Below are 21732 nucleotides of genomic sequence, written 5' to 3'. Positions count from 1 at the left end.
CTGCTTGTCCGCACGGACCCCGCTTTGAGCCTAGCGATGAACCTTCCGCCGTTCCGTAGCACCGGATCCAAGCTCTACCTCCGCCAGCCCGTCATAGTTGCCGTCGGGGGCTAACCGATAGCCCTGGACCTCGCTGCGGTAGGCGTAGACCTGATGCTCGTACCACAGGGGGATGTAGGGCAGCTCCTCCAACAACAGCGCCTGCAGCTCTCGGTAGTGTTCGGCCTGGCGCTCCGGGTCCTGCTCCGCCCGCGCCGTTTCGATGAGGCGGTCGGCGCGCGGGCTGCGATAGCGGCCCCGGTTGGCCCCCTGCGGGGGAACGGATGCGCTGTGAAAGACGTAGCGGAAGATGTCCGGGGTGCGGATGCCCACCCAGGACAGGCTGTAGAGCTGGAAGCGGCCCGCTTTGATGTCGCCGTAGAAGGTGCCCCAATCATAGCTGCGGACCTCGACCCGGATGCCTACCCGCGCCAATTGGGCCTGGATGACGGTGGCTAGGCGCACGCGGAAGGGATCACTGGAGGTCTTGTAGACCAGCCGCAAAGGCTGTTGGGGACCGAATCCGGCAGCGGCCAGCAGCGCCTCGGCACGGGCCGGATCATGGGCATAACCCGCGAGCCCCGGAGCGCCGGCCCAGTGTTCCGGGGGGAACATGGCCTCTGCGAGTCGGCCCCCGTCCCGGAACAGAAAGCGCAGGATCGCCCGCCGGTCGATGGCGTGGGCGATGGCCCGGCGCACCGGCAACAGACCGGTGACCGGGTCCCGGAGGTTGAAGCCGAGATAGGAGAAGTTGGCCCCGTCGAGCTCCCGCACCCGCACCTCGGGACGCCCCCGCAGATAGTCCAGGAGCTCCGGGGCCAAGTCGTTCTGCAACAGGTGGATCTCGCCCCGCAGCAGCTTCATGACCCGGACATTGGGGTCTTTGACTAGCAGCAGCTCCAACCGCCGGCGGTCACGCCTGCGTTCGAGGCGCAGACGGCCGGTCTCGGGCCAGTCGAGGAACCGAAAGGGTCCGCTGCCCACGGGTGCGCGTTGAAACCCGTGGTCACGCCGAATCAAGGCTGCCGGCAGGATGCCGATGCCGAGATAAGCGGGGAACAGGGGATCGGGCTCGGCGAGCCTGAATTCGATCCGGTCCGGTCCGTGGGTCCTGATGTCCTGGATGATGCTCAGCAGGGCACGGTGCGGGGAGGCACCGGCGGGGTCCAGGATGGAGGCATAGGTCGCCTTGACGTCTTCGGCATCGAGCCGGCTGCCGTCGCTGAAGATCCGCCCGTCTTGCCCCAGGGTGAACAGATAGCGGGCCGGGGTGGGTTGCTCCCAGGTGGCCAGCGCGGGTATCGGCCGGCTCGCCGCGTCGAACGCCACGAGTCGCCGGTAGAGCAGGCGGTTGATGCGCTCGGAGGCGGCGTCCGTCGCGAACCTGGGGTCCAGGTTGCGCGGCGCGGTGGCGAGCCCCATGCGCAGGGTTCCGTCCGGTATGCGGGCCGGTATGCGGTCATCGCAGCCGGCGAGCGGGATACCGAGCAAAACCGCTGACAGTAGAGCCTTACCTGTTCTCAATCAGTTGCTGCCCATGGCCGCGATCCGGGCCAGGTCCTGGGCCTCGAAATCGATACCGAACGCCAGGCCGGGGTTGAGCGTGATGCCGTAACCGATGCCCAGCTTCTCCAGGATCCAGGTGAACTCGACGACCAAGCCGCCGCCATAGCCGGGGTAGTCCTTCACGAAGGCCTTGGCACGCTCGGGATTCGTGAACAACACCAGCACCTCTTCGCCGCCCTCGGTCCGGACCTTGAGCGGCCGGGCCTTGGTGTCGGTTGCAAAGCCGCCGATTTGGTGCTTCTCGTAAACGGGCATGAAGACCTCGGAGTCGAGTAGGGTCCGGAGAAAGGACGCCGGCGGAATCCGATTCTCCTGTGCGGCCATAAGCTGGCGTTCCAGGTCGTTTTGGGGTTGGAAATCGGTAGTCACGTGGTTGCTCCTCGGGCAATCGGCATTGCTTGGGGAAGCCGGGCTGAATGCCTTACGCCGTCCTATTCAGGGGCTCGATCCGGGCTTGAATATCCTCACCGGTCCGTTACCGGGCCAAGCTCAGATCGTAGCCGGTTTGCAGGTTCATCCAAAACTGCGCCGATATGCCGAAATAACGCCCTAACCGTAGCGCCGTATCGGCGGTAATACCACGCTGGCCGTGCATGATTTCGTTTAATACTTCCTTTCACCCCGCCAACTGCTCCATCCGGATCCGCACTACCTTGCCCGTCACGGACTCCAGAGCCTCGATGCGGGCGAGGGCCCGGTTCATGCGGCCTTCACGGACCCGATGACTGAGCATAATCAGGGGCACATGGGTATCGCCCTCCTGCGGTTCCTTCTGCTGGATGGCCTCGATGCTGATGCCCTCCTCCCCTAAGATGCCGGCGATGCGGGCCATGACGCCCGGTTGATCCAGGGCGATGATGCGCAGATAGTAGGCGGTCTCGACCTGTTCCATGGACAACACGGGCATGTCTGAAAGCTGGTGGGGCTGAAACGCGAGATGTGGGACCCGGTTGTCGCGATCGGTGGTGAGCGCACGGGTCACATCGACCACATCCGCCACCACCGCGGAGGCCGTGGGCATGGCACCGGCACCCGCCCCGTAGTAGAGGGTGGGTCCCACTGCATCGCCCTTGACGAGAACGGCGTTCATGACCCCGTTCACGTTGGCGATCAAGCGCCGATGGGGGATGAGCGTGGGGTGGACCCGCATCTCGATGCCTTGGTCGGTCTTGCGCGCGATACCCAAGTGCTTGATGGCGTAGCCCAGGCCCGCCGCGTGGCCGACGTCCTGGGTCTCGATCTCGGAGATGCCCTCGGTATAGGTCCGGTCGAACTGCAACGGGATACCGAAGGCCAGCGACCCCAGGATGGTGAGCTTGTGGGCGGCATCGATGCCTTCCACGTCGAACGTCGGATCCGCCTCCGCATACCCCAGGGCCTGGGCCTCAGCAAGCACATCGCCGAAATCCCGACGCCGGTCCCGCATCTCGGTAAGAATGTAGTTGCCGGTGCCGTTGATGATACCGGCGATCCATTCGATATGATTGGCCGCTAATCCTTCGCGCAGGGCCTTGATGATGGGAATACCGCCGGCCACGGCGGCCTCGAAGGCCACCATCACGCCCCGCTCGCGCGCAGCGGCGAAGATCTCGTTACCGTGCAGGGCGATCAGGGCCTTGTTGGCGGTGACCACATGCTTGCCCTTCTCGATGGCCCTGAGCACCAACTCCTTGGCCGGCGAGTAGCCCCCGATGAGTTCGATGACGATCTCGATGGCGGGATCTTCCACCACGGCAAAGGCGTCTTCCGAAATGCGTCCGATCCGGTCCAGGCCGCTGATGCGCCGGGGATCATAGTGACGCGCCGCGGCATGGGCGATGCGGATCTCCCGTCCGGCCCGGCGGGCGATCTCCCGCGCGTTGCCTGCCAGCACGCTCACCGTGCCGCCGCCGACGGTACCCATTCCCAACAAACCGATATTCACCGGTTCCATACGTCTCTCCTCTTCTCGTTCCGGCAGGAAAAACACGCGAATATTCGCCCATTTCTCGCTAATTTGTCAGCTCGTGATGGTTTGTTTTGCGAGCGGCATCTTGCTCACCATGAGTTCATGAAGCTCCACCTTCGAACTCGCATTATCTATATCTATGCCTACCACATATTCCAATTCGTCGTAATCCAGAACAATCCCCTCTGAGATCTCACGGCTTTCCACGCTCGTGTGGCCTGACAAGTCGATGTACAAGGAGTCCGTATCCGGATAATAGTTGAGTTTCATAGCTTAAAACCTCTGTCGGGGAAGGCGTTACGAATCGTAGTTTTATCCTCAAGGGTCACCACGCGAAGTATACGTCCTTTCAGTTCTTCGATTGCCGCCCAGAATCGGTATCGATTGTGTTCTTGCAGCTCGGATTTCATTGGATTCTCAACGACTCGGATACACCACACCTTTTTGATATAAGACCGTTTGCGCAGGACCTCGTTCTCAAAATAGTCAGTGAACTTGTATTCCTTCATAAGGCAAACTATTTTCCTGGCGTTACGTTCCTCAGCTTCTGGCCAATGGCTTGGCCCAGGCGCCCGATGCCGCGTGGCACTGTGCTTGAAAGTTACCGTGGAGCCGGACCACGGCATCGGGTCGCCGGCAGCTAAATATTATCGGAATGACGGAGGTGGGGGCTGAACGGTTACCATATTTCTAATGACCACGGGCATCGCACCGCAGCATGTCGCGGATGCCGCGGACGGCCTGGCGGGTACGATGCTCGTTCTCGATCAGGCCGAAGCGCACATGGTCATCCCCATACTTGCCGAAGCCGATCCCGGGTGAGACTGCGACCTTGGCCTCCCGCAGCAACTTCTTGGAGAACTCCAGCGAGCCCAGCTCCCGGTAAGGCTCGGGGATCGGCGCCCACACAAACATGGTGGCCTTGGGCTTCTCGATCCGCCAATCCGCCGCCGTGAGTCCATCACACAACACATCCCGGCGGCGCTGGTAGCGATCACGGATCTCGGCCACACAGTCCTGAGGGCCCTCCAAGGCGGTGATGGCCGCCACCTGGATCGGCGTGAAGGTCCCATAATCCAGGTAAGACTTGATCCGCGCCAGGGCGGCGATCAGCTCCCGGTTGCCGCACATGAATCCGATCCGCCAGCCGGGCATGTTGTAGCTCTTCGAGAGCGAGAAGGACTCCACCGCGACCTCCTCGGCGCCCGCTACCTGGAGGATCGAAGGGGCCCGATAGCCGTCGAAGACGATATCCGCATAGGCCAGGTCGTGAATCACCCAGATGCCGTGCTCGCGGGCGATGGCGACGACCTCCTCGAAATAGTCGAGATCCACGCAACGGGTGGTGGGATTGCTCGGGAAATTGAGGACCAACAGCTTCGGCTTGGGCCAGGAGTCTTGGATGGCCTTGCGTAGTTCATCGAAGAAGTCCATCCCCGGCACCATGGGAACATGTCGCACGTCCGCCCCGGCGATGATGAAACCATAGGGATGAATGGGATAAGCGGGATTGGGTACCAGTACCGTGTCGCCGGCCCCCATGGTCGCCAGGGCGAGGTGCGCCAGACCCTCCTTGGAGCCGATGGTCACGATCGCCTGAGTGTCCATGTCCAGCTGTACATCATAACGCCGGCGGTACCAGTTGCAGATGGCGCGGCGCAGGCGCGGGATACCGCGCGAGACCGAATAGCGATGCGTATCCCTGCGCTGGGAGGCCTCCACCAGTTTATCCACGACATGCGGCGGCGGCGGTTGATCCGGGTTCCCCATGCCGAAATCGATGATGTCCTCCCCCCGCGCCCGCGCCTCCGCCTTCAGCTGATTGACGATGCTGAAAACATAGGGCGGCAGACGCTTGATGCAGCGGAACTCGTGATGGGGCACGACGATGGACTCCTGGCAGGAAACGGCACAATCAAATTAAGAGGAGTGTACCGCCCCGGATGCAGGTTTCAAACACACCGGCTACACATGCCGGATGGGCGTGTGCGAATTTCGGTAGCAATCCTGAATGATTCGGCGTTGTCCGGGGAGGATCTAATGTGTTGCGTTCGACGCATAAAGGCTCGCTGATCTCGGTAGCATCAGTGCCTGCATCTTTTTCTCGTTCCCACGCGCTGCGTGGGAACGTGGTGGCTCCGCGCCGCGGAGTGTTTCAAGCCGGTGTCCTCCATTCGGTCGACGCGGGTTCCATTCCCTCCAGGCCCCGATAATTCCGCGCATGGGATTAATACCAATGCCCCGGTTGATCCACTTCCCGGCGTTGGTCCGGGGGGTTGGGAGTGGTCTCCTTTTTGTCTTCCCGCTTCGCCCTTGTGTGTTGCCTGGTCGGTACTGCCCCAACCGCCGCCACCCGGTGTCTCGATCCGCAGGCAGTCCCCGGTGGCTACCTCCAGGGCGACCTTTCCCGGTAGCTCGTGGCCGTTAAGCAGATTCCGGCCCGTTCGTCCCGATCCGCCGCCGGCAGCACCCCAGGGGGCATGGCGGCGGCGTTCCGTAATCAGGGAAACATCCGTGGGGGAGAGAAATTCCAGCTCTCGCACCAGTCCGTCGCCGCCGGCCCGCCGCCCCGGTCCGCCGGACCCGCGGCGCAGGCCATACTTTGTGATCCGCAGGGGAAAGCGGGTCTCCAGCACCTCGATCGGGGTGTTCAGGGTGTTGGTCATGTGGGTCTGTACACCTGAGTGTCCGCCACCCATCGCCCCGGCCCCCATGCCGCCGCCGATGGTCTCATAGTAGTCCCAAGCGGTACCGCCCATAGCCAGGTTGTTCATGCTGCCGTGACTGGCCGCCGGGATGCGCTCGGGAACCGCCTGGGCCAACGCCCCCGTAACGACGTCCACGATGCGGCTGCTGGTCTCCACATTGCCCGCTGCTACCGCGGCGGGGTAGCGGGCGTTGAGCAGACAACCGCCAGGGGCCGCCAGACTTACCGGCCGCAGACTGCCGGCACAGGCGGGCGTCTGGGCCGGCATGAGGCAGCGGAATACATAGAAGACGGCCGCCGCGGCGACCGCCAACGGACAGTTGATGTTGCCCGGCACCTGCCTCGCCGTGCCCGTAAAATCGACCTCAGCGGTTCCGTCCTGCATCCGAACCCGGACCCGAATCCGGATATCCCGGTTTCCCTGACCATCGTCGTCCATCCAATCTTCGAAGCCATAGGTGCCGTCCGGGATGGTCCTGAGGGCGCCTCTGGCCAGGCGTTCACCATAGTCGTTCAAGGCCGCCAGGTCGGTTTGGAATACCTCGGGTCCGCGCCGGGCAACGAGCTCGCCGAGCCGGGCCAGACCGGCCCGATTGGCGCTGATTTGGGCGTAAAAATCACCCCCGGCGTCTGCCGGGTTGCGGGTGTTGCCAGTGATGGACGCCAACAGCTGCTCGTCGAGGGAGCCGCGCCGCATCAGGTGCACAGGCGCGATGATCTGCCCCTCTTCATGGATCGAACGGGAGATGGGCATGGAGCCTGGTGCACGCGCCCCGATGTCCGCATGGTGGGCCCGATTCACCACGAAGGCAACGAGCCGGCGGTCGGCAAAAAGGGGGGCGATGACGGTCACATCCGGCAGATGGGTCCCACCCAGAAAGGGGTCGTTGAGGATCACTATATCGCCCTCATCCCACTGCATGGCAGCGACCACGGAGGCCATGGCAAAGGCCATGCTACCCAGATGGACCGGGATGTGGGCGGCCTGGGCGCAGAGCTTGCCGGCGCGATCGAATACGGCACAGGAGAAATCGAGCCGGTCGCGGATATTGGGGGAGAAGGCGGCGTTGCGCAGCACCGCCCCCATTTCGTCACAGACTGCCTCCAAGCGGCTGGAAAAGATGCTGAGTTCTATCGGGTCTAATGCCGGCGGAGCCAAGGATTGTCTCCGATTTACCGCGCAAGAAATCGTTCGTACAGAAGCACGGCATAGGGAACACCCAAATCGGCAAGGGACTGGATGCTGGTAAGTCCTGCAGCCGTATCCGCTTTAGCGAGTCGGTGAAGTTTGTCGGCAGAAACCGCTGGCGCACCCTTCTTGAGTATGTCGCAGGCTGCGGCAATCAGCGCATGAATCCGCTGCTCCGTGACGCCGCCGGATCGCTTGAGTGGCTTATCTGGCTCCATACGGATATTCCGGTCGATGGTACGCGCTGCACCCTGGGTAACCTCGGTTCCCGTGTGCTGCCTGGCGTAGTAGGCCCATTCCAATGCCATTAAGTTAAGCGTTACCGACGCGGTTTGTGATCGATCGTGCGCTGTTTTTTCGCCCTCACCCCAACCCCTCTCCCGCCGAGGGTGTCGTAAAAGGTGACGCCCGACGCGGTCTTTCTCGTTCCCACGCGCTGCGTGGGAACCTGGAACTCCGCGCCGCGGAGAACATCGGGCCGGTGTCCACCATTCGTATACACGGGAATCAAACCTGCCGGCGGTCCGGCGTTATCCGGTGCGCCCAGAGGCGTCTGCTCTGAGCGTTGCCGCCAGCTGGTCATAGGGTCCGTAAGCCGTCTGAAGACGGCGGTCCCAACCGGACTCGCGTCCCGGAACCGCCGACACGTTGTCGGTCCTGGGATCGCCGACATTCTGTCGGCTCCCGGAACTACCGATATTTCGTTGGTCCTTCTGGCTATCGGGTAAAACCTGAATGCCGAGTTGCCGGTCAAATGGTCATCAGTCAGGCTTAGTTTTCTCGTTCCCACGCGCTGCGTGGGAACCAGAGACCGGGAGCGGGGCTGTTGCGACACCCTCCCGCCGGGAGAGGGGCTTTGAGGCTTAACTTAATGGCATTGAGGCCCATTCCGGGGGCGTGAATCCCAGTACGCAGCGAAGGACGATCAGGGAGATCGGAATATCGAAAACAACTGGCGTTATGGTCTCCGGCGTTACATTCTGGAAGTCGGCCATGGCCCGTTTCAGGGCTTCGTATCCTGTTTCAAAGGTTGGATATTCAACGAAGCCGGGACCCTTTGGCATGACCAAGAACTCAGATTCCAGCCGGATCCCACAACCAATGCCAAACAACCCAGGACCGCGCTATGTGCTTCAGCGGCCTTATCCGGGCTCCGCCGCTGAGCGAATGTCGGAGAGAATCCCGTCCCACAGGCGGATGCGCGCGCGGATTGCCTGCCGGGCGCTCTCCAGGGCCTTGGTATAGCGGTCGTGATCGTCTCCGATCATCCTTTTGAGAATGTTTATCGCGGCCGGTCCGTGTTGCTCGCTGTCCAGCTCGATGTGCCGCTCCAGATAGTAGACCATGCCGGGTGCCTCCTCGGCGGGAATACCCCGGGTCGCAAGCAGCTTCCGGAACATCTTAGGGATAGAGTCCTCTCTACCGAATAGAAAGTTACCGGCCACCTCTTCCCGGCTGCCCCGCTGTGCCAACGTGAGATTCGAATGCACGAACTCGCGTGCGTAGCGGGGCACGCACGCCGCCTCAAGGGACTCGTCGATCCCATCTCCTTGCTTCAGACAGCACAAAAAGGTGTCGAACATCCGGGTCGGCGCGCCGACCTCTCGCATCCCTTTCAAGTAGAGGGTCAAATGGCTGGCCGGGCTGCCGTCGCGATCGACGTCGGACTCCTCGTTGAGGACGATGTCGTTGATCAGCCGCGCCGATGCCTCATCTTCCGGGGGAATCCATGGGACCTGGACACAAGTCAGGAAGTTTTGCAGGCGCTTGGCCAGGCTCATGAAATCCCATACCGCGAAGACGTGGACCCGCATGAACCGGTGCAGATCGTCCATGGTCTCGACGGCGTTGTAGATCGGATGTGCGATCAACTCCATTTGTAGATTCTTCAGCTCATCGACAAACATGTTTGGATTCCTGGGACCGGGGGTTGATCGAGGTATGCCGGGTGTAGCCCCGGGTAGGTCGAGGTGCCGGAGGAACCGCAACGATTATGACTCCGAGAACCAGTGGAGCCACACGGCCTCATGGTAGGCTCTAAGGGATGAGCGCAGCAAGCGAAAGAGGGTTGGAAACCTGCTTGAACAAGCAGGGCAGGGTGATGACAGTTGTCAGTGCCAAAGGAGCTGGTAGAAGTCTTTTGTGGCCTATGGGCAAGGTTATCAACCGCTTCGGTAGATCTGACCTGAAATGAGCCTGAAGGAGGAAGAGTGAGGGCCGGATTCAGGCTACCGATTGTTGGGGGTTGTTGATAATGCCGACACCGGCCGCCTTCAGGCTCATCTCACATTGGAATCACGCCCTCGCTTCAGGCTCATGTCCCGCCGGAAGCGGCTATGGATTGCAATTAGACACCCCGAATGGCATTCTACACAGTTTACTAAAATAATGAACCTAATCAGAAGCGGGGCGAGTAGAGCTATCATGAAAGCGGGAATCCACCCAAAGTACGGCGATATCAAGGTCGTGTGCAGCTGCGGCAACAGGTTCGCCACCCGTTCCACCCTCGGAAAGGACATCCACATCGAGGTCTGCTCCGCTTGCCATCCCTTCTACACCGGCAAGCAGAAGATTGTGGACACCGCCGGACGCGTCGATAAGTTCCGCCGCAAATACGGACGCTGAGTATCCGTGGGAGGATTCATGCACATGCCCGAATCCGTGCCGGAGACCCAGAGCGGCGACATCGCCGCTTACATGCGCGATCTTGGGGAGCGGGCGCGGGCCGCGTCCCGGGTGCTGGCCCGCGCGGATACGACGGCCAAGAGCCGGGCTCTAGCGGCCATCGTCGACGCTATCGACCGTCGGCGCGATACCTTGGCGGAGGCCAACCGCGGCGATCTGGAGGCCGGCGCCGCGAAGGGGCTGGACCCGGCCCTGCTCGACCGGCTGGAGCTGACTCCGGCGCGGGTCGACACCATGATCGAGGGACTGCACCAGATTGCACGTCTGTCCGATCCGGTGGGTGCTATCACAGATCTGACCTACCGCCCCAGCGGGATCCAGGTCGGACGCATGCGGGTCCCGCTGGGGGTGGTGGGGATCATCTACGAGTCTCGGCCGAACGTCACCGCGGACGCCGCGGCCCTGTGTATTAAATCCGGTAATGCCACGGTGCTGCGCGGCGGCTCCGAGGCCCTTCGTTCGAACCAGGCACTTGCTCGAAGCATCCGGTACGGGCTCGAGCAGACCGGGTTGCCCGCGGACGGGGTACAGGTGGTCGCCACCACGGATCGCTCCGCGGTAGGCGCCATGATCGCCATGCCCGAATTCGTGGACGTCATCATCCCGCGCGGCGGCAAGGGTCTGATCGAGCGCATCAGCCGTGAGGCCAGGGTGCCGGTGATCAAGCACCTCCACGGCGTCTGCCACGTCTACATCGACACCGCGGCCGATCCGGAAAAGGCCTTCGACGTGGCCCTGAATGCCAAGACCCAACGCTACGGGACCTGCAATACCATGGAGACCCTGTTGGTGGCGGAGGACATCGCCGAGACGATTCTGCCCAGGCTCGGGGCGGCCTTCCGGGAACGGGGCGTGGAGCTGAGGGGTTGCCCCCGTACCCGGAAGATCCTGCCCTACGCGCTGGAGGCCACGGAGGCCGATTGGGACACCGAGTATCTGGCCCCCATCTTATCCGTGCGCCTGGTCGCGGATCTGGACGCCGCCGTCGAACATATCGCCCGTTACGGCTCCCAACACACAGACGCTATTATCACGGAAAACTACGGCCGGGCCCGACGGTTCCTGCACGAGGTCGACTCGAGCTCGGTGATGGTCAACGCTTCGACACGCTTCGCGGACGGGTTCGAGTACGGGCTCGGCGCCGAGATCGGCATCAGCACCGACAAATTTCACGCCCGCGGCCCCGTGGGTCTGGAAGGACTCACCTCTGTCAAGTTCGTGGTCCTGGGCGACGGGGAAGTCCGCAGTTGATCCTAAAAGCAACAGCAATTTCGGCATGAATATATAATCGACGGCGGGTAGCGATTAAGGTTCAAATGAAAACATTGCCACTCGCAGTGGGTTGGGCACGCCACACACAGCACCCCCTCTCCCGGAGGAAGAGGGCCGGGGAGAGGGGATCAAATCAAGCAACGGGGCATGATGAGCAAATCCGACATGCACACCTTCGAGCGCAAGGTCCGCTTTTATGAGCGGCATCATAAAAGGCAAGCAACCCGCATGATCGTGGTATCGCCCATGATCGATGATCGGGCGCGCCGGGTCGGTGAACACTTGGGTATCGAAATGTATCCCGATTCGCTGGATGTACCGGCCAGCGCATGAAAATGCCCAAGTTTCGGCCTATTTTCACGGAAACATGTGGGACCCGACAGTTATCGATTATCTGCGGGCCAGGAACTCGACACAGCGGTAGTGGATAAATTCTAAATGCTGAAGTCTGCCAACCCCTCCCTCGTCATTCCGGCAGGGATTGCCGGAATCCAGGGCCAAGGATGGCAAAACGGTGGAGTTCAAAGCATTAGGTCGCATTTAAATTTAACCACTACCGACACAGCTATTGGCAAAGTTGGCCTATTACAAGAACGGAATGGTGGACACAGGCCTGATGCTCTCCGCTGCGCGGAGCAACCAGGTTCCCACGCAGCGCGTGGGAACGAGAAACACTGCTGTATTAGGGACACGAATGAACCGCCAAGGCGTTTGAAACACGCAGGCGCAGGCAGTCAGGGATAGCGTAGAAAGGGTTGCCGGTTCCGGGTCCATGCGGTTTCGTCAGGGACCAGCCGGGCCTCCAGATCGGCCGGTCCGGCGGCGGGGTCGTCCACCCACTCGCGGAGGAAGGTCCCGCCGGTGAGCAGGTCGATGGCGAGTCGCTCGGTCTCGTATTCATAGGGGAAATCCCGCCACAGCGGGTAGTCGGGATACTCCAGTCGCACGGATTTGAGCAGCAGGGCGGCAATCCGGTAGGGCTTGAAGCGCGCGTGCCGATAGGCGTGATTGTCGGTGTGGATCTGGAGCCCCGAGCACAGCTTACCGACGTGCTTGTGGAAGCTGGGCTCGAACCAGCAGCTGCGGAGCAGGCAACCTTCCAGCCAGTCGGGCCGCAGCTTGGACATGCGTTCGAGTACGCGCATGCAGTCCAGGTCGGGGGCGCCGATTACCTCCAGGGGGGTGCTGGTCCCGCGTCCTTCGGACAGGGTGGTGCCTTCGAACAGCACGGTGCCGGGAAAGCAGCGGGCCATGTTGAGGCTGGAGGCATTGGGGCTGGGATTGACCCAGGGGATCTGATGCAGGGGCCAACCATAGCCGGGCCCCGCCTGCGGCTGGTAGCCGGCCATGGTGACCACTTCCAGGTCGAGTGCCAGGCCCTTGGCGGCGGCGAGCCAGAGCGCCAGCTCGCCAAAGGTGAGGCCGTGGCGCATGATGATGGGCGCGGCGCCGACAAAGCTCTCCCAGCCCGTCTCCAGGAGGCTGCCTTCTACGGGACGGCCGGCGGGATTCGGGCGGTCCAGTACCCACAGGGCCTTGCCCTTGGCGGCGCAGGCCTCCAGCAGATAGGCGAGCGTGGTCACATAGGTGTAGATGCGGGTCCCGATGTCCTGCAGATCCACCAGCAGGACATCGAAGGTGTCCAACATGGCAGCGGTCGGATAGCGGACCTCCCCGTACAGGCTGAACACCGGGATGCGGTGGCGCGGGTCCAGGTAGTCCGCGCTCTCGATCATGTTGTCCTGCTTGTCCCCGCGCATGCCGTGCTGGGCCCCGAATGCAGCTGTCAACCGGGTTTCGGGGCAGTCCATGAGGGCATCCAGCGTATGACGACCGTCCGCCGTCAGGGACGCGGGGTGGCCGAGTAAGGCCAGGCGTTTGTCTGCCAGCGGCTTACGCCGCCGGGGGTCCCGCAGGAGTTCGTCGATTCCCGGTCGCATGCTTGTGTCCTCTAGTAGGGCTGAGTGCGTGACTCACCTTGGCATCTATTCGATTGCCTCTCTCCAACCCTTCCCCGGCGGGAGGGTGTCGCAAAAATCATTTCGAACCACAGAGAACGCAGAGAACACAGAGACAAGGAAGCGGCCAATGCTCTGCGTTCTCTGTGTCCTCTGTGGTTTAAACTTCACAGACTGGCAGCTGACGCCACCGTTTTTGCGATACCCTCTCGGCGGGAGAGGGGCTTTCGTACTTATTGCCTATGTGTCAGGTCCCGGATGATTACGTGAAATTTTTTTGAAGAGATGGGGTTGCTGTGAGTACCACTGTTTGAGCGTCTGGAGAGGTGTTTTATGGCACACAAGCACAAGACCGTAAGCTAACAGCCAATGCCGATCAGCACAGAGGAGTTGAGTCCGCTAGAGCGGACAAGACGGCGTGAGCGCGAAAGAGACCGTCTTTTTAGACCGCCTTTATCTGACAAAAACCTTTATAAACATAGCGTTAATTTTCATCAAGCCATCTACGGCAAGGGAGTTCCTAGACAGTCTCTAAGCGACGACCCGGCGGGCAGGACCTCTAGGGTGGGCCACGCCCACCAGTATGGGCTGCGCCCTCAATATCGGGTCTCCCTGGTGGGCACAGCCCACTCGACATCCGTGATTCCCCTTCCCCGCACCGAGCCGGTACAAGAAATCCTTTGTGACCGCTCGCTGCGGTAAAAGCTGCCTTGCGACAAGAACCCTATCGGCGTTGCCGTGGGTCGCGCCTTGTCAACCAAGGCCCATCCCGGTTAGATTGCCCTAAATCGACATGCCCCTGGGCGTAGAACCATGACCCAAGTGGAGATAGAACAAGCCGTCGAGTCGATCTGGACCCTGTTCCGGGAAACCGACCGGCGCCTCGACCAGCGCATCGCAGAGACCGACCGGCGTTTCCGGGAAACCGACCAGCGTCTCGACCAGCGCTTCAAAGAGACTGACCAGCGCATCGCGGAGACCGACCAGCGTTTCCGAGAAACCGACCGGCGTCTCGACCGGCGTTTCGAGGCCACGGAGCGGGAAATCGCAGCCCTTTCCGCCCAGACCCGGGCGGCCGAGAACCTGTTTACCAGCCAGTGGGGCCGGTTGCTCGAGGCCCTCGTGGAGCCAGGGGTGGTCGAGCTGTTTCGGGCGCGGGGGATCGCGGTCAATCGCAGCCTGGAGCGGCCGCGGGTGCGCCAAGGCGGGGAGGAGCTGGAGATCGACCTGCTGCTGGTGGACGGGGATGCCCTAGTGGTGGTGGAGGTCAAGAGCACCCTGCGGGTGAACGACGTGCGCGCGCTCCTTAAGGACCTGAAGCGGTTTCCGGAGTTCTTCCCCGAATACCGGGGCTACCGCCTGTTCGGAGCGGTTGCCGCCTTAAGTATAGACGAATCCGCGGATCGGTATGCCTATCGCCAAGGGCTGTTCGTACTGACCCTGGGGCGCGAGGGGCTGGTTATCCTGCGCAATGATGACGCCTTCCGGCCAAAGGATTTTGCCGCCGGCCCGGTCGGTGAATGTTGAAGACCAAAGACCCTCCTCCATGAACGATGACCAATTGCTGCGCTACAGCCGCCAGATCATGCTGCCGACGGTGGGTGTCGAGGGGCAGGAACGGCTGCTCAGGGCGCGCGTGCTGGTGGTGGGGCTCGGCGGATTGGGCTCACCGGTGGCTATCTACCTGGCCGCGGCGGGGATCGGGACCCTGGTGGTCGCGGATTTCGACACCGTCGATCTGTCCAACCTCCAGCGTCAGATCCTGCATACCAGCGCGCGCATCGGGATGCCGAAGGTGGACTCTGCCCGGCAGACCCTACAGGCCATCAATCCGCAGGTCAGGATCGAAGGATTCAAGGGCAGTATCGACGCGAACACCCTGCCCGCCTTGCTCGCCGGAGTGGACGCGGTGGTGGATGGCTGCGATAACTTTACCACCCGCTTCGCCGTCAATGAGGCCTGTTTCCGGGTGGGTGTGCCCCTGATCTCCGGGGCCGCCATCCGCGCCGAGGGCCAAGTGGCCGTATTCTCGGGAACGCCCGGCGGTCCCTGTTATCAGTGCCTCTATCCGCGTGACGGCAGCCTGGACGAGACCTGTGCCGCCACTGGGGTGCTCGCCCCGGTGGTGGGCATCGTCGGCAGTATCCAGGCCACCGAGACCCTCAAGCTCCTCACCGGCGCGGGCGATCCCCTGTTCGGGCGGCTGCTGCTGCTGGACGCCATGACCATGGAGTGCCGCACTGTCCGAGTCACTGCCGATCCGGATTGCCCCGTATGTGGTGTCCGACCATCCGCGGCACAATCGGGCTGTGCCGATTCCTGATCCGCGGGCTAGATCCTTAAGGAACTGTTTGGTTGAAACGGATCCTGGCGTCGTGTTGCGTTACGCCGCGTTCGATGCCGTGCCCGTCGGGGCGCGGTCCTGGGTTATTTGGTGTTGGTTGTGGGATCTGACGTGTTGGGTTACGGCGCGTTCAGTCCTGTCGCTATGCTTCGGGATCGGACAGCGCGCCTAACCCAACCTACACTTAAAGCAAGGTCCGCGCGGGCAGGCCAGGTGGGGGATAATGTAGGTGTAGGTTGCGTTAAGACGCCGGCACTGGCCTGGCCGTAGATCAACGAGCCTTGGTGCGTCGAACGCAACACGTCAAACCCTGTCCCGACGCAGGAGGGATCTTTCTTATCCCGACATAGGAGGAATCTTTTCCCTCCGGACAACGCCGAATAATTCAGGATCGCATCCGCAAAAGGTAGCGCACGAAACCGGAATTCCGATTAGAATCCACATTGCAGCGTAGAGAATTGTCGCTGCGGGCGGGTCTTCTTGTCTGACTGTCCGGCCTCCGAGTCGCTGCAGGTGGTCTGAAGGCTTGGCCTTACCTAATTGTTCCAGAAGAGGATTTTTCAATGTACAAGTCTGTAACCATGAGTGCCCTCGCCTCCGTGCTCGCGTTTGGTCTGGCTACCTCCGGCAACGCGCTTGCCGCCAAGAAGGGGTTCGAGAAGTGCTACGGCGTCGCCAAGGCCGGGATGAACGACTGTGGGGCCAAGGGCCATTCCTGCGCTGGTCAGGCCAAGAAGGACAAGGATCCGAAGGAGTGGGTCTATGTGCCCAAGGGGACCTGCAAGAAGTTAGCCGACGGTAAGCTAAAGGACAAGAAGGATGACAAGTACAAGGACAAATACAAAGACAAGGAGCTGAAAGAGAAGGAAAAGGAACTGAAGGAGAAGAAGGAAGAGGAGACAGGGGGGCTCAAGAAGATCTTCGATGATACGAAGGAAGCCCTGGGGATAGATAAGGACAAGTAAGGACTCCAACGGCGGGTGGCCGTTCAGCGGCCACCTGCTCCGTGAGTCGACTACCTCCCGGAGGAGGTCCCCTCGCCCGCAGTCCGTTTGCCTGAAAGACAAGGAGTCATCATGTCTCAACCCGGCATCATCTTCCGTGCCTTCGACCGCTGTACCGGTTTTTTCACCTTCCTAAGTCCGCTCTTCGATCTCGCCATTCGGCTCTGGGTGGCCCAGGTCTTCTTCATGTCCGGCCTGACCAAGATCCAGAGCTGGTCCGGCACCTTGGCGCTTTTCAAAGACGAGTACGAGGTGCCCTTGCTGCCGCCGGCGGTCGCGGCCGTTCTGGGTACCGCCGCCGAGCTGACCCTGCCGGTCCTGATCGCGATCGGCCTGGCTACGCGGCTCTCGTCGCTGGCCCTGTTCCTGTTCAACCTCGTCGCCGTCTATGCCTATGGCAGCTTCTTGTTCTCCGACGACGGTGCCGCGGGGCTGCAGCAACATATCCTGTGGGGCGCCCTCTTGGCGATGCTCGTCTTCCACGGTCCGGGCAAGCTGTCGCTGGATCATTTGATTTTGCGCCGCTATCGCTGATGGATCGCCGTGCCTTCCTTGCCTCCACCGGGGCCTTTCTGTCCGCCGGGGCACTCGTGCGTCTCGAGGCCTTTGCCGCGGCGGAGCCGGCAACCCTGTCCGGCGCCGGCATCGAGCCGGAAGGCTGGCGCACCCTGGGCCTGGTCCAGGAGCACCTGTTCCCGTCGGAGGCCCAGGCCCCCGGCGCGCGCGAAGTCAATGCCCTGAGCTATCTCCGGTTCGTAATGGGTTGGCAAGGGACCGATCCTGCAGAACCGCGGATCCTGCGCTCAGGTTTGGACCGGCTCCGCGAGATCGCGGCGCAAACCGCAGGCGGCACCTTCGCGGCGCTTAGTCCGTCCGCTCGCGAGCGGGCCCTGCGCACTTTGGAGGCCGAGGAGGGCGGCACCGAGTGGCTCCTGCTGGTGCTCGATTACCTGTTCGAGGCCCTGCTTGCCGATCCGATCTACGGGGGCAATCCGGACGGGATCGGCTGGCGCTGGCTCCGGGTCGAGCCGGGACACCGACGCCCTGGATTGGGTCAGCGGTATTTCGAGCTACGGGCGTAGGTGTTGGATCCCTCAAGGATCCTGGTTTGGGGAATTACCGCGATGGGTATCCATAACGACTACAAACAGTTGACAAAGGCCGAACGGGACTTCATCGCATCATACCCCTTTGCAGCGTGGGCCTTCAGGAAGGCGGCGGAGAAGGCATCCGAAGAAGCGCAGCGTCGGTTTCCTGGACCAGGCCTCCACAATAGACGTGGTGACGCCTTTCGGCACTGCTACTGGAATGCACTGATGGTGAAGGCGGTAAACGCCGAACTTGCGAAGGCGTTTGCCGATGCACACGAGGAGCGCGCGGGACAGCCGGCACGCGAGAAGAAAATGGATCTGCACAATAATGCGGTGGGCCGTGAGATCGGAAAGATCTACCGGCGCAGTAGCGACAAGCGGATTGCTAATGCGTGCGTTGCCGCGCTGAATGCTGGCCGCCTGAGGATCTTGTGATGCTTGTCGGCTCGAGTGGCCTCGCACGACTCGGCAACGGGTACGTTTGCCGGCTTTTTGCCTTGATGCTGTGCAGCAGTCTGAGCGCCGGTTGCGGTGACGTCAACGCCGACCTCCTGCAACAGATTGGGGCGACGGTGCAGGCTCGTCTCGCCGATACAAGGCCGTTACGCTTGGTTGATGTAACCTCGTTTACGTGGGATCGCGTCGCTGTCTTTCCGCCCTACACACCGCGCGCCCTGGTCGAGCGGACGCTCGGTACCTCCGTCCCTTCCGGGGCCGTTGCGATCGAGCGGCGTGACGATGTCTGCCTCCTGGTATTTCTGCGCGCCGGGAAGGTAACGGAGTGGACCCTCCTGCCCCGCAATCTCGGCGATCTGAGCGAGAGTGGTGTGTTGGCGTCGCTCACGCCCGAGACTGCAATATTTCGTGTGGCCGAGGTTGATCGCGGCGAACCCTGGATATTGCTGATTCCAGCCGCCCCGCCGGTAAACTCGCCGTAGCTACCATTCCGCGGGAAGAGCGAATCAGCACCCTGATGGGTTAATCATCCGGCTATAAAAGGGGTTGTTAACCCATGCAATAGCGATGGAAAAATTAATAATCTCAATACTCTCAATAATGCTGAGCACTTGTGCATGCGCAGATACCGAAGCAATCAGGATAAAAAATAAAACTATTTTGCTGAACACGGAAAATTGCAGTATCGAGGTCAATGGTAAAAAGTCGAATCTGGCGTTGAATCGGAACTGTTTCTTTATCAAGAAAAGCAATTCTGAAGAAATACGAATCGAATATTATAAGGATATACTTTCTTACGTGCTGCTTGTGGTAGGAACTTCAGTCGGAAATATGCCTGATTTCCCTTTAACACAATCAAGGAAGGACTGTGGCAGTCAGCTGCAGGCCATAAAAATCTCCAATATCGGTAATATTTCTTTATCCAGAGTAATATCTGATACGATTACCTGTGCCGGTATTGGTGTGGACGAAAAAGAATTTTGGATATTAGCTCATTACTAAGCGTAGCGCGAGAAAGGTCACAACCGATTTTCAGAAAAGAAAAGCAACAGATAATAATTATTGACAAGTGACATTGCCAACTCCACTGTTTATTAAATGTCAACAGCCCCTGGCTCGTTTTTTAGCCGCAAATGGACGCAAATTAAATCGGCTCCGATCTGTGTTGATTCGCATTCATTGGCGGCCGAAAGCGGAGCTGCCAAGATTCAGATTGAGTATGGGAAAATGATTCGGTAGCTTCAATCTATCCGCAGATTACGCAGATTCTCGCAGACCCAAAACGAAATAATCTGTGAAAATCTGCGTCATCTGCGGACAGAAAAGATATCGTGATCTTTTGCAACCGATTCGCGTTAATTCGCGTTCATTTGCGGCTAAAAAGACATCTCTCTCATAACCACAATCCAGCTGTCTGCATTCTTTGGGTACTGATTTGAATAGTCACTCATGAACCAGGATTTCGATGTCTGTGTCATCGGCAGCGGGGCCGGGGGCGGTCCCGTGGCCTTGACCCTCGCCCGCGCCGGCTACTCGGTGGTCGTCTTGGAGAAGGGGCCCTGGTTCCGGGAGCAGGACCTATGCAAGGACGAGCTGACCTGTTGCCGGCGTTGGATCTACACCCCGGACCCGCGCCACGAGCCCCAGATCGTGGAGACCGAGGACGATCAGGGCGGGTGGCAGGAGAGCAGCACCTACCGCTCGGCCTGGACCTTCTGGAACGGCAACTGCGTCGGCGGCTCCAGCAACTTCATGAGCGGCTATTTTCATCGCCTGAAGCCGATGGACTTCCGCCTGCGCGAGCTCTTCGGCCCGGTCGCGGGCGCCAATCCGGTCGATTGGCCCATCACCTACGAGGACCTGGAGCCCTACTATAGTCGGGTCGAAGAGGAAGTAGGGGTCTCCGGGCGGGTCACGCCCCATCCGTATCTGGAGCCGCGCAGCCGACCGGATTTCCCCTTTCCGCCGCTCGCCGAGCATCCGCTCGCGGGCCTGATCGACCAGGCGGCCACCGGGCTCGGCTATCACCCCTTTCCTACCCCGCGGGCCATTTTGCCCTATGCCGCCAAGGGGCGGGGCGGCTGCTCCTATAACGGCGGGCGCTGCGGCAGCACCGGTTGCTCCACCGGCGCCAAGGGCAGCTCCCGCGCCGCGCTGCTCGACCAGGCGGTAGCCACGGGCCGCTGCGAGATCCGTCCCCACGCCATGGTCAGCCGGTTGGTGAGCGATCCCTCCGGTCGGCTGACGGGGGTGGAGTATTACGACCGGCGTGGGCGCCTCCAGCGACTCGATGCCGGCATCTACGTGGTAGCCTGTCAGGCCATCGAGAGCGCGCGGCTGCTGCTCGGCTCCGTCGGCCCCCGCCATCCGCGAGGGCTCGCCAACGGCAGCGGCCAAATCGGGCGCAACCTGCTCTTCGCCGGGGGCGGCGCGGCCTCGGGGCGGCTGGTCTATGCCCGGCTCCCGGAGGCTCAGGCGGCGACACTCAAGGACTCGCGTACCTTCGTCAACCGGGCGTTGCAGGATTGGTACCGGATCGACGATCCCAAGTTCGGCCCACCGGCCAAGGGGGGCACCATCGACTTCGTGCACCGGCACCCGGCACCCATCGCCCGCGCCCACGATCAGGCCCAGGGCCCGGACGGACTGCGCTGGGGCCTGCCGCTCAAGCGCCGGCTGGAGTCCCACTTCCGCGACGGTATCTACATCAAGGTGGAGGCCTTCTGCGATTGGATGCCGGTCGACGATTGCTTCGTCCGTCTCGACCCCAAGCTCAAGGACAAGTGGGGACTGCCGGTAGCGCGCATCCGTACCGGTTTTCACGTCCGGAACCTCGAGGTCGGCTGGTATCTGACTACCAAGGGGGCGGAAGTGCTGAAGCGGATGGGGGCCGAGGACGTACTGCACTTCGCCTCCGGCGCCCCGCCCACCAATCTGGTTGCCGGCACCTGCCGCTTCGGCGACGACCCGGCGACCTCGGTGCTCGATCGGGATTGCCGCGCCCATGAGGTGGAAAACCTGTTCGTCACCGACGGCAGCTTCATGCCCACCGGCGGCAGCGTGCCCTACACCTGGACCATCTACGCCAATGCCTTCCGGGTCGCCGACCGGATCGTCGCCCAGCTGGGCGGGCCGAAACGGGCGGGTGACGGCACGGGCCGGGAGTCGGTCTGACTTGGGCGTTCGTAGCGGCCGTGCCGATCCGTGATCCACGCAGCAGCAGACTCCTAACAAGGCTTAGAGGCTGTCTAAAAACTAACCTATTGATTTTAAATCGGTAGGTTGGGGTGAGGATAACAACCGGAAAGAGAACCACGGATGAACATGAATGGACACGAATTCCACCGGCCCCAAAGCCCTCTCCCTTGAGAGGGTGTCGCAAAAGCCCGTCGGTGGGCGGTTGCGGGCGGAAACGGAATAACCTGATCTCCCGTTTCTTCTGCATCACACCAAGACACCAAGCCACAAGGGGT

23 protein-coding genes are annotated in these 21732 nt (G+C 61.4%); 12 read left to right on the top strand and 11 right to left on the bottom strand.

Going from position 1 to position 21732, the window contains the following annotated elements:
- Nucleotides 1–30: 30 nt before the first annotated feature.
- The 10 genes from E1958_RS01510 to E1958_RS01465 form a co-directional block, all read right to left on the bottom strand.
- The gene (locus E1958_RS01510; RefSeq protein WP_243448516.1) at nt 31–1563 is read right to left on the bottom strand and encodes an ABC transporter substrate-binding protein; all 1533 of its coding nucleotides are present in this window, start codon (nt 1561–1563) and stop codon (nt 31–33) included.
- Nucleotides 1564–1974, bottom strand: a complete 411-nt coding sequence (locus E1958_RS01505; RefSeq protein ID WP_243725216.1) for an SseB family protein — start codon at nt 1972–1974, stop codon at nt 1564–1566. It abuts the gene before it with no gap.
- A gap of 106 nt (nt 1975–2080) precedes the next feature.
- Nucleotides 2081–2203: a HigA family addiction module antitoxin gene (locus E1958_RS01500; RefSeq protein WP_424945059.1), complete on the bottom strand. Its 123-nt coding sequence runs from the start codon at nt 2201–2203 to the stop codon at nt 2081–2083.
- Between the two features lie 18 nt (nt 2204–2221).
- Nucleotides 2222–3538 carry a homoserine dehydrogenase gene (locus E1958_RS01495; RefSeq protein ID WP_133510294.1) on the bottom strand — a complete coding sequence of 439 codons (1317 nt, stop codon included), beginning with the start codon at nt 3536–3538 and terminating at the stop codon, nt 2222–2224.
- A gap of 66 nt (nt 3539–3604) precedes the next feature.
- Nucleotides 3605–3823, bottom strand: coding sequence for a DUF2283 domain-containing protein (locus E1958_RS01490; RefSeq protein WP_089726205.1), 219 nt, complete (start codon nt 3821–3823; stop codon nt 3605–3607).
- Nucleotides 3820–4062 (bottom strand): hypothetical protein, encoded by a 243-nt coding sequence (locus E1958_RS01485; protein ID WP_133510293.1) that lies wholly within the window; start codon nt 4060–4062, stop codon nt 3820–3822. The genes E1958_RS01490 and E1958_RS01485 overlap by 4 nt, the downstream gene beginning before the upstream one ends.
- 181 nt (nt 4063–4243) lie before the next feature.
- Complete coding sequence (alaC, locus tag E1958_RS01480; protein WP_133510292.1) at nt 4244–5443, bottom strand: alanine transaminase; 1200 nt, start codon at nt 5441–5443, stop codon at nt 4244–4246.
- Nucleotides 5444–5637: 194 nt separating this feature from the next.
- Nucleotides 5638–7419, bottom strand: coding sequence for a hydantoinase B/oxoprolinase family protein (locus E1958_RS01475; protein WP_133510291.1), 1782 nt, complete (start codon nt 7417–7419; stop codon nt 5638–5640).
- A gap of 14 nt (nt 7420–7433) precedes the next feature.
- Nucleotides 7434–7757: a hypothetical protein gene (locus E1958_RS01470; protein ID WP_133510290.1), complete on the bottom strand. Its 324-nt coding sequence runs from the start codon at nt 7755–7757 to the stop codon at nt 7434–7436.
- An 834-nt stretch (nt 7758–8591) separates the two neighbouring features.
- Nucleotides 8592–9356, bottom strand: a complete 765-nt coding sequence (locus E1958_RS01465) for a DUF3050 domain-containing protein (protein WP_133510289.1) — start codon at nt 9354–9356, stop codon at nt 8592–8594.
- Between the two features lie 517 nt (nt 9357–9873).
- On the opposite strand from E1958_RS01465, the gene rpmE reads away from it, so the two are divergent.
- The 3 genes from rpmE (at nt 9874) to E1958_RS01450 (ending at nt 11739) form a co-directional block, all read left to right on the top strand.
- A complete protein-coding gene (rpmE, locus tag E1958_RS01460) occupies nt 9874–10074 on the top strand; it encodes a 50S ribosomal protein L31 (RefSeq protein ID WP_089724061.1) in 201 nt (66 codons plus the stop codon).
- Between the two features lie 24 nt (nt 10075–10098).
- Entirely contained in the window at nt 10099–11385 is a 1287-nt protein-coding gene (locus tag E1958_RS01455) for a glutamate-5-semialdehyde dehydrogenase (RefSeq protein ID WP_133510288.1), read from the top strand.
- A 168-nt stretch (nt 11386–11553) separates the two neighbouring features.
- The gene (locus E1958_RS01450; protein WP_133510287.1) at nt 11554–11739 is read left to right on the top strand and encodes a hypothetical protein; all 186 of its coding nucleotides are present in this window, start codon (nt 11554–11556) and stop codon (nt 11737–11739) included.
- Between the two features lie 401 nt (nt 11740–12140).
- On the opposite strand, the gene E1958_RS01445 is transcribed toward E1958_RS01450, so the two are convergent.
- Complete coding sequence (locus E1958_RS01445) at nt 12141–13346, bottom strand: exo-beta-N-acetylmuramidase NamZ family protein (protein WP_133510286.1); 1206 nt, start codon at nt 13344–13346, stop codon at nt 12141–12143.
- Nucleotides 13347–14177: 831 nt separating this feature from the next.
- Here E1958_RS01445 and E1958_RS01440 point away from each other — a divergent pair.
- The 9 genes from E1958_RS01440 (at nt 14178) to E1958_RS01400 (ending at nt 21433) form a co-directional block, all read left to right on the top strand.
- Nucleotides 14178–14891, top strand: a complete 714-nt coding sequence (locus E1958_RS01440) for an ATP-binding protein (protein WP_133510285.1) — start codon at nt 14178–14180, stop codon at nt 14889–14891.
- Nucleotides 14892–14910: 19 nt separating this feature from the next.
- Nucleotides 14911–15687 (top strand): HesA/MoeB/ThiF family protein, encoded by a 777-nt coding sequence (locus tag E1958_RS01435; protein WP_133510284.1) that lies wholly within the window; start codon nt 14911–14913, stop codon nt 15685–15687.
- A 584-nt stretch (nt 15688–16271) separates the two neighbouring features.
- The gene (locus E1958_RS01430) at nt 16272–16673 is read left to right on the top strand and encodes a BufA1 family periplasmic bufferin-type metallophore (protein ID WP_089726231.1); all 402 of its coding nucleotides are present in this window, start codon (nt 16272–16274) and stop codon (nt 16671–16673) included.
- Between the two features lie 111 nt (nt 16674–16784).
- Nucleotides 16785–17246 (top strand): DoxX family protein, encoded by a 462-nt coding sequence (locus E1958_RS01425; RefSeq protein WP_133510283.1) that lies wholly within the window; start codon nt 16785–16787, stop codon nt 17244–17246.
- On the top strand, nt 17246–17794 hold the full coding sequence (locus E1958_RS01420) for a gluconate 2-dehydrogenase subunit 3 family protein (protein ID WP_133510282.1): 549 nt from the start codon (nt 17246–17248) through the stop codon (nt 17792–17794). Before E1958_RS01425 ends, E1958_RS01420 begins: the two co-directional genes overlap by 1 nt.
- A 42-nt stretch (nt 17795–17836) precedes the next feature.
- On the top strand, nt 17837–18238 hold the full coding sequence (locus tag E1958_RS01415; protein ID WP_207787857.1) for a DUF6973 domain-containing protein: 402 nt from the start codon (nt 17837–17839) through the stop codon (nt 18236–18238).
- Nucleotides 18238–18741 carry a hypothetical protein gene (locus E1958_RS01410; RefSeq protein ID WP_133510281.1) on the top strand — a complete coding sequence of 168 codons (504 nt, stop codon included), beginning with the start codon at nt 18238–18240 and terminating at the stop codon, nt 18739–18741. The genes E1958_RS01415 and E1958_RS01410 overlap by 1 nt, the downstream gene beginning before the upstream one ends.
- 85 nt (nt 18742–18826) lie before the next feature.
- Entirely contained in the window at nt 18827–19261 is a 435-nt protein-coding gene (locus tag E1958_RS01405) for a hypothetical protein (RefSeq protein WP_133510280.1), read from the top strand.
- Nucleotides 19262–19708: 447 nt separating this feature from the next.
- Nucleotides 19709–21433, top strand: coding sequence for a GMC family oxidoreductase (locus E1958_RS01400; RefSeq protein ID WP_133510279.1), 1725 nt, complete (start codon nt 19709–19711; stop codon nt 21431–21433).
- The last annotated feature ends 299 nt before the right edge of the window (nt 21434–21732 follow it).

The sequence above is a fragment of the Candidatus Thiosymbion oneisti genome (genome assembly GCF_004359955.1).
In the GTDB taxonomy this organism is placed as follows: Bacteria; Pseudomonadota; Gammaproteobacteria; order Chromatiales; family Chromatiaceae; genus Thiosymbion; species Thiosymbion oneisti.
The sequence above is the reverse complement of the archived record's forward strand: the minus strand, read 5'-3'. Positions and strand labels throughout refer to the sequence as shown.

Excerpts from the sequence above, each read along its gene's own strand:
- E1958_RS01495 (WP_133510294.1), bottom strand. The coding sequence starts at position 3,538 with ATGGAACCGGTGAATATCGGTTTGTTGGGAATGGGTACCGTCGGCGGC.
- E1958_RS01490 (WP_089726205.1), bottom strand. The coding sequence starts at position 3,823 with ATGAAACTCAACTATTATCCGGATACGGACTCCTTGTACATCGACTTG.
- E1958_RS01485 (WP_133510293.1), bottom strand. The coding sequence starts at position 4,062 with ATGAAGGAATACAAGTTCACTGACTATTTTGAGAACGAGGTCCTGCGC.
- E1958_RS01470 (WP_133510290.1), bottom strand. The coding sequence starts at position 7,757 with ATGGCATTGGAATGGGCCTACTACGCCAGGCAGCACACGGGAACCGAG.
- E1958_RS01465 (WP_133510289.1), bottom strand. The coding sequence starts at position 9,356 with ATGTTTGTCGATGAGCTGAAGAATCTACAAATGGAGTTGATCGCACAT.
- rpmE (WP_089724061.1), top strand. The coding sequence starts at position 9,874 with ATGAAAGCGGGAATCCACCCAAAGTACGGCGATATCAAGGTCGTGTGC.
- E1958_RS01455 (WP_133510288.1), top strand. The coding sequence starts at position 10,099 with ATGCCCGAATCCGTGCCGGAGACCCAGAGCGGCGACATCGCCGCTTAC.
- E1958_RS01450 (WP_133510287.1), top strand. The coding sequence starts at position 11,554 with ATGATGAGCAAATCCGACATGCACACCTTCGAGCGCAAGGTCCGCTTT.
- E1958_RS01445 (WP_133510286.1), bottom strand. The coding sequence starts at position 13,346 with ATGCGACCGGGAATCGACGAACTCCTGCGGGACCCCCGGCGGCGTAAG.
- E1958_RS01440 (WP_133510285.1), top strand. The coding sequence starts at position 14,178 with ATGACCCAAGTGGAGATAGAACAAGCCGTCGAGTCGATCTGGACCCTG.
- E1958_RS01435 (WP_133510284.1), top strand. The coding sequence starts at position 14,911 with ATGAACGATGACCAATTGCTGCGCTACAGCCGCCAGATCATGCTGCCG.
- E1958_RS01430 (WP_089726231.1), top strand. The coding sequence starts at position 16,272 with ATGTACAAGTCTGTAACCATGAGTGCCCTCGCCTCCGTGCTCGCGTTT.
- E1958_RS01425 (WP_133510283.1), top strand. The coding sequence starts at position 16,785 with ATGTCTCAACCCGGCATCATCTTCCGTGCCTTCGACCGCTGTACCGGT.
- E1958_RS01420 (WP_133510282.1), top strand. The coding sequence starts at position 17,246 with ATGGATCGCCGTGCCTTCCTTGCCTCCACCGGGGCCTTTCTGTCCGCC.
- E1958_RS01415 (WP_207787857.1), top strand. The coding sequence starts at position 17,837 with ATGGGTATCCATAACGACTACAAACAGTTGACAAAGGCCGAACGGGAC.
- E1958_RS01410 (WP_133510281.1), top strand. The coding sequence starts at position 18,238 with ATGCTTGTCGGCTCGAGTGGCCTCGCACGACTCGGCAACGGGTACGTT.
- E1958_RS01405 (WP_133510280.1), top strand. The coding sequence starts at position 18,827 with ATGGAAAAATTAATAATCTCAATACTCTCAATAATGCTGAGCACTTGT.
- E1958_RS01400 (WP_133510279.1), top strand. The coding sequence starts at position 19,709 with ATGAACCAGGATTTCGATGTCTGTGTCATCGGCAGCGGGGCCGGGGGC.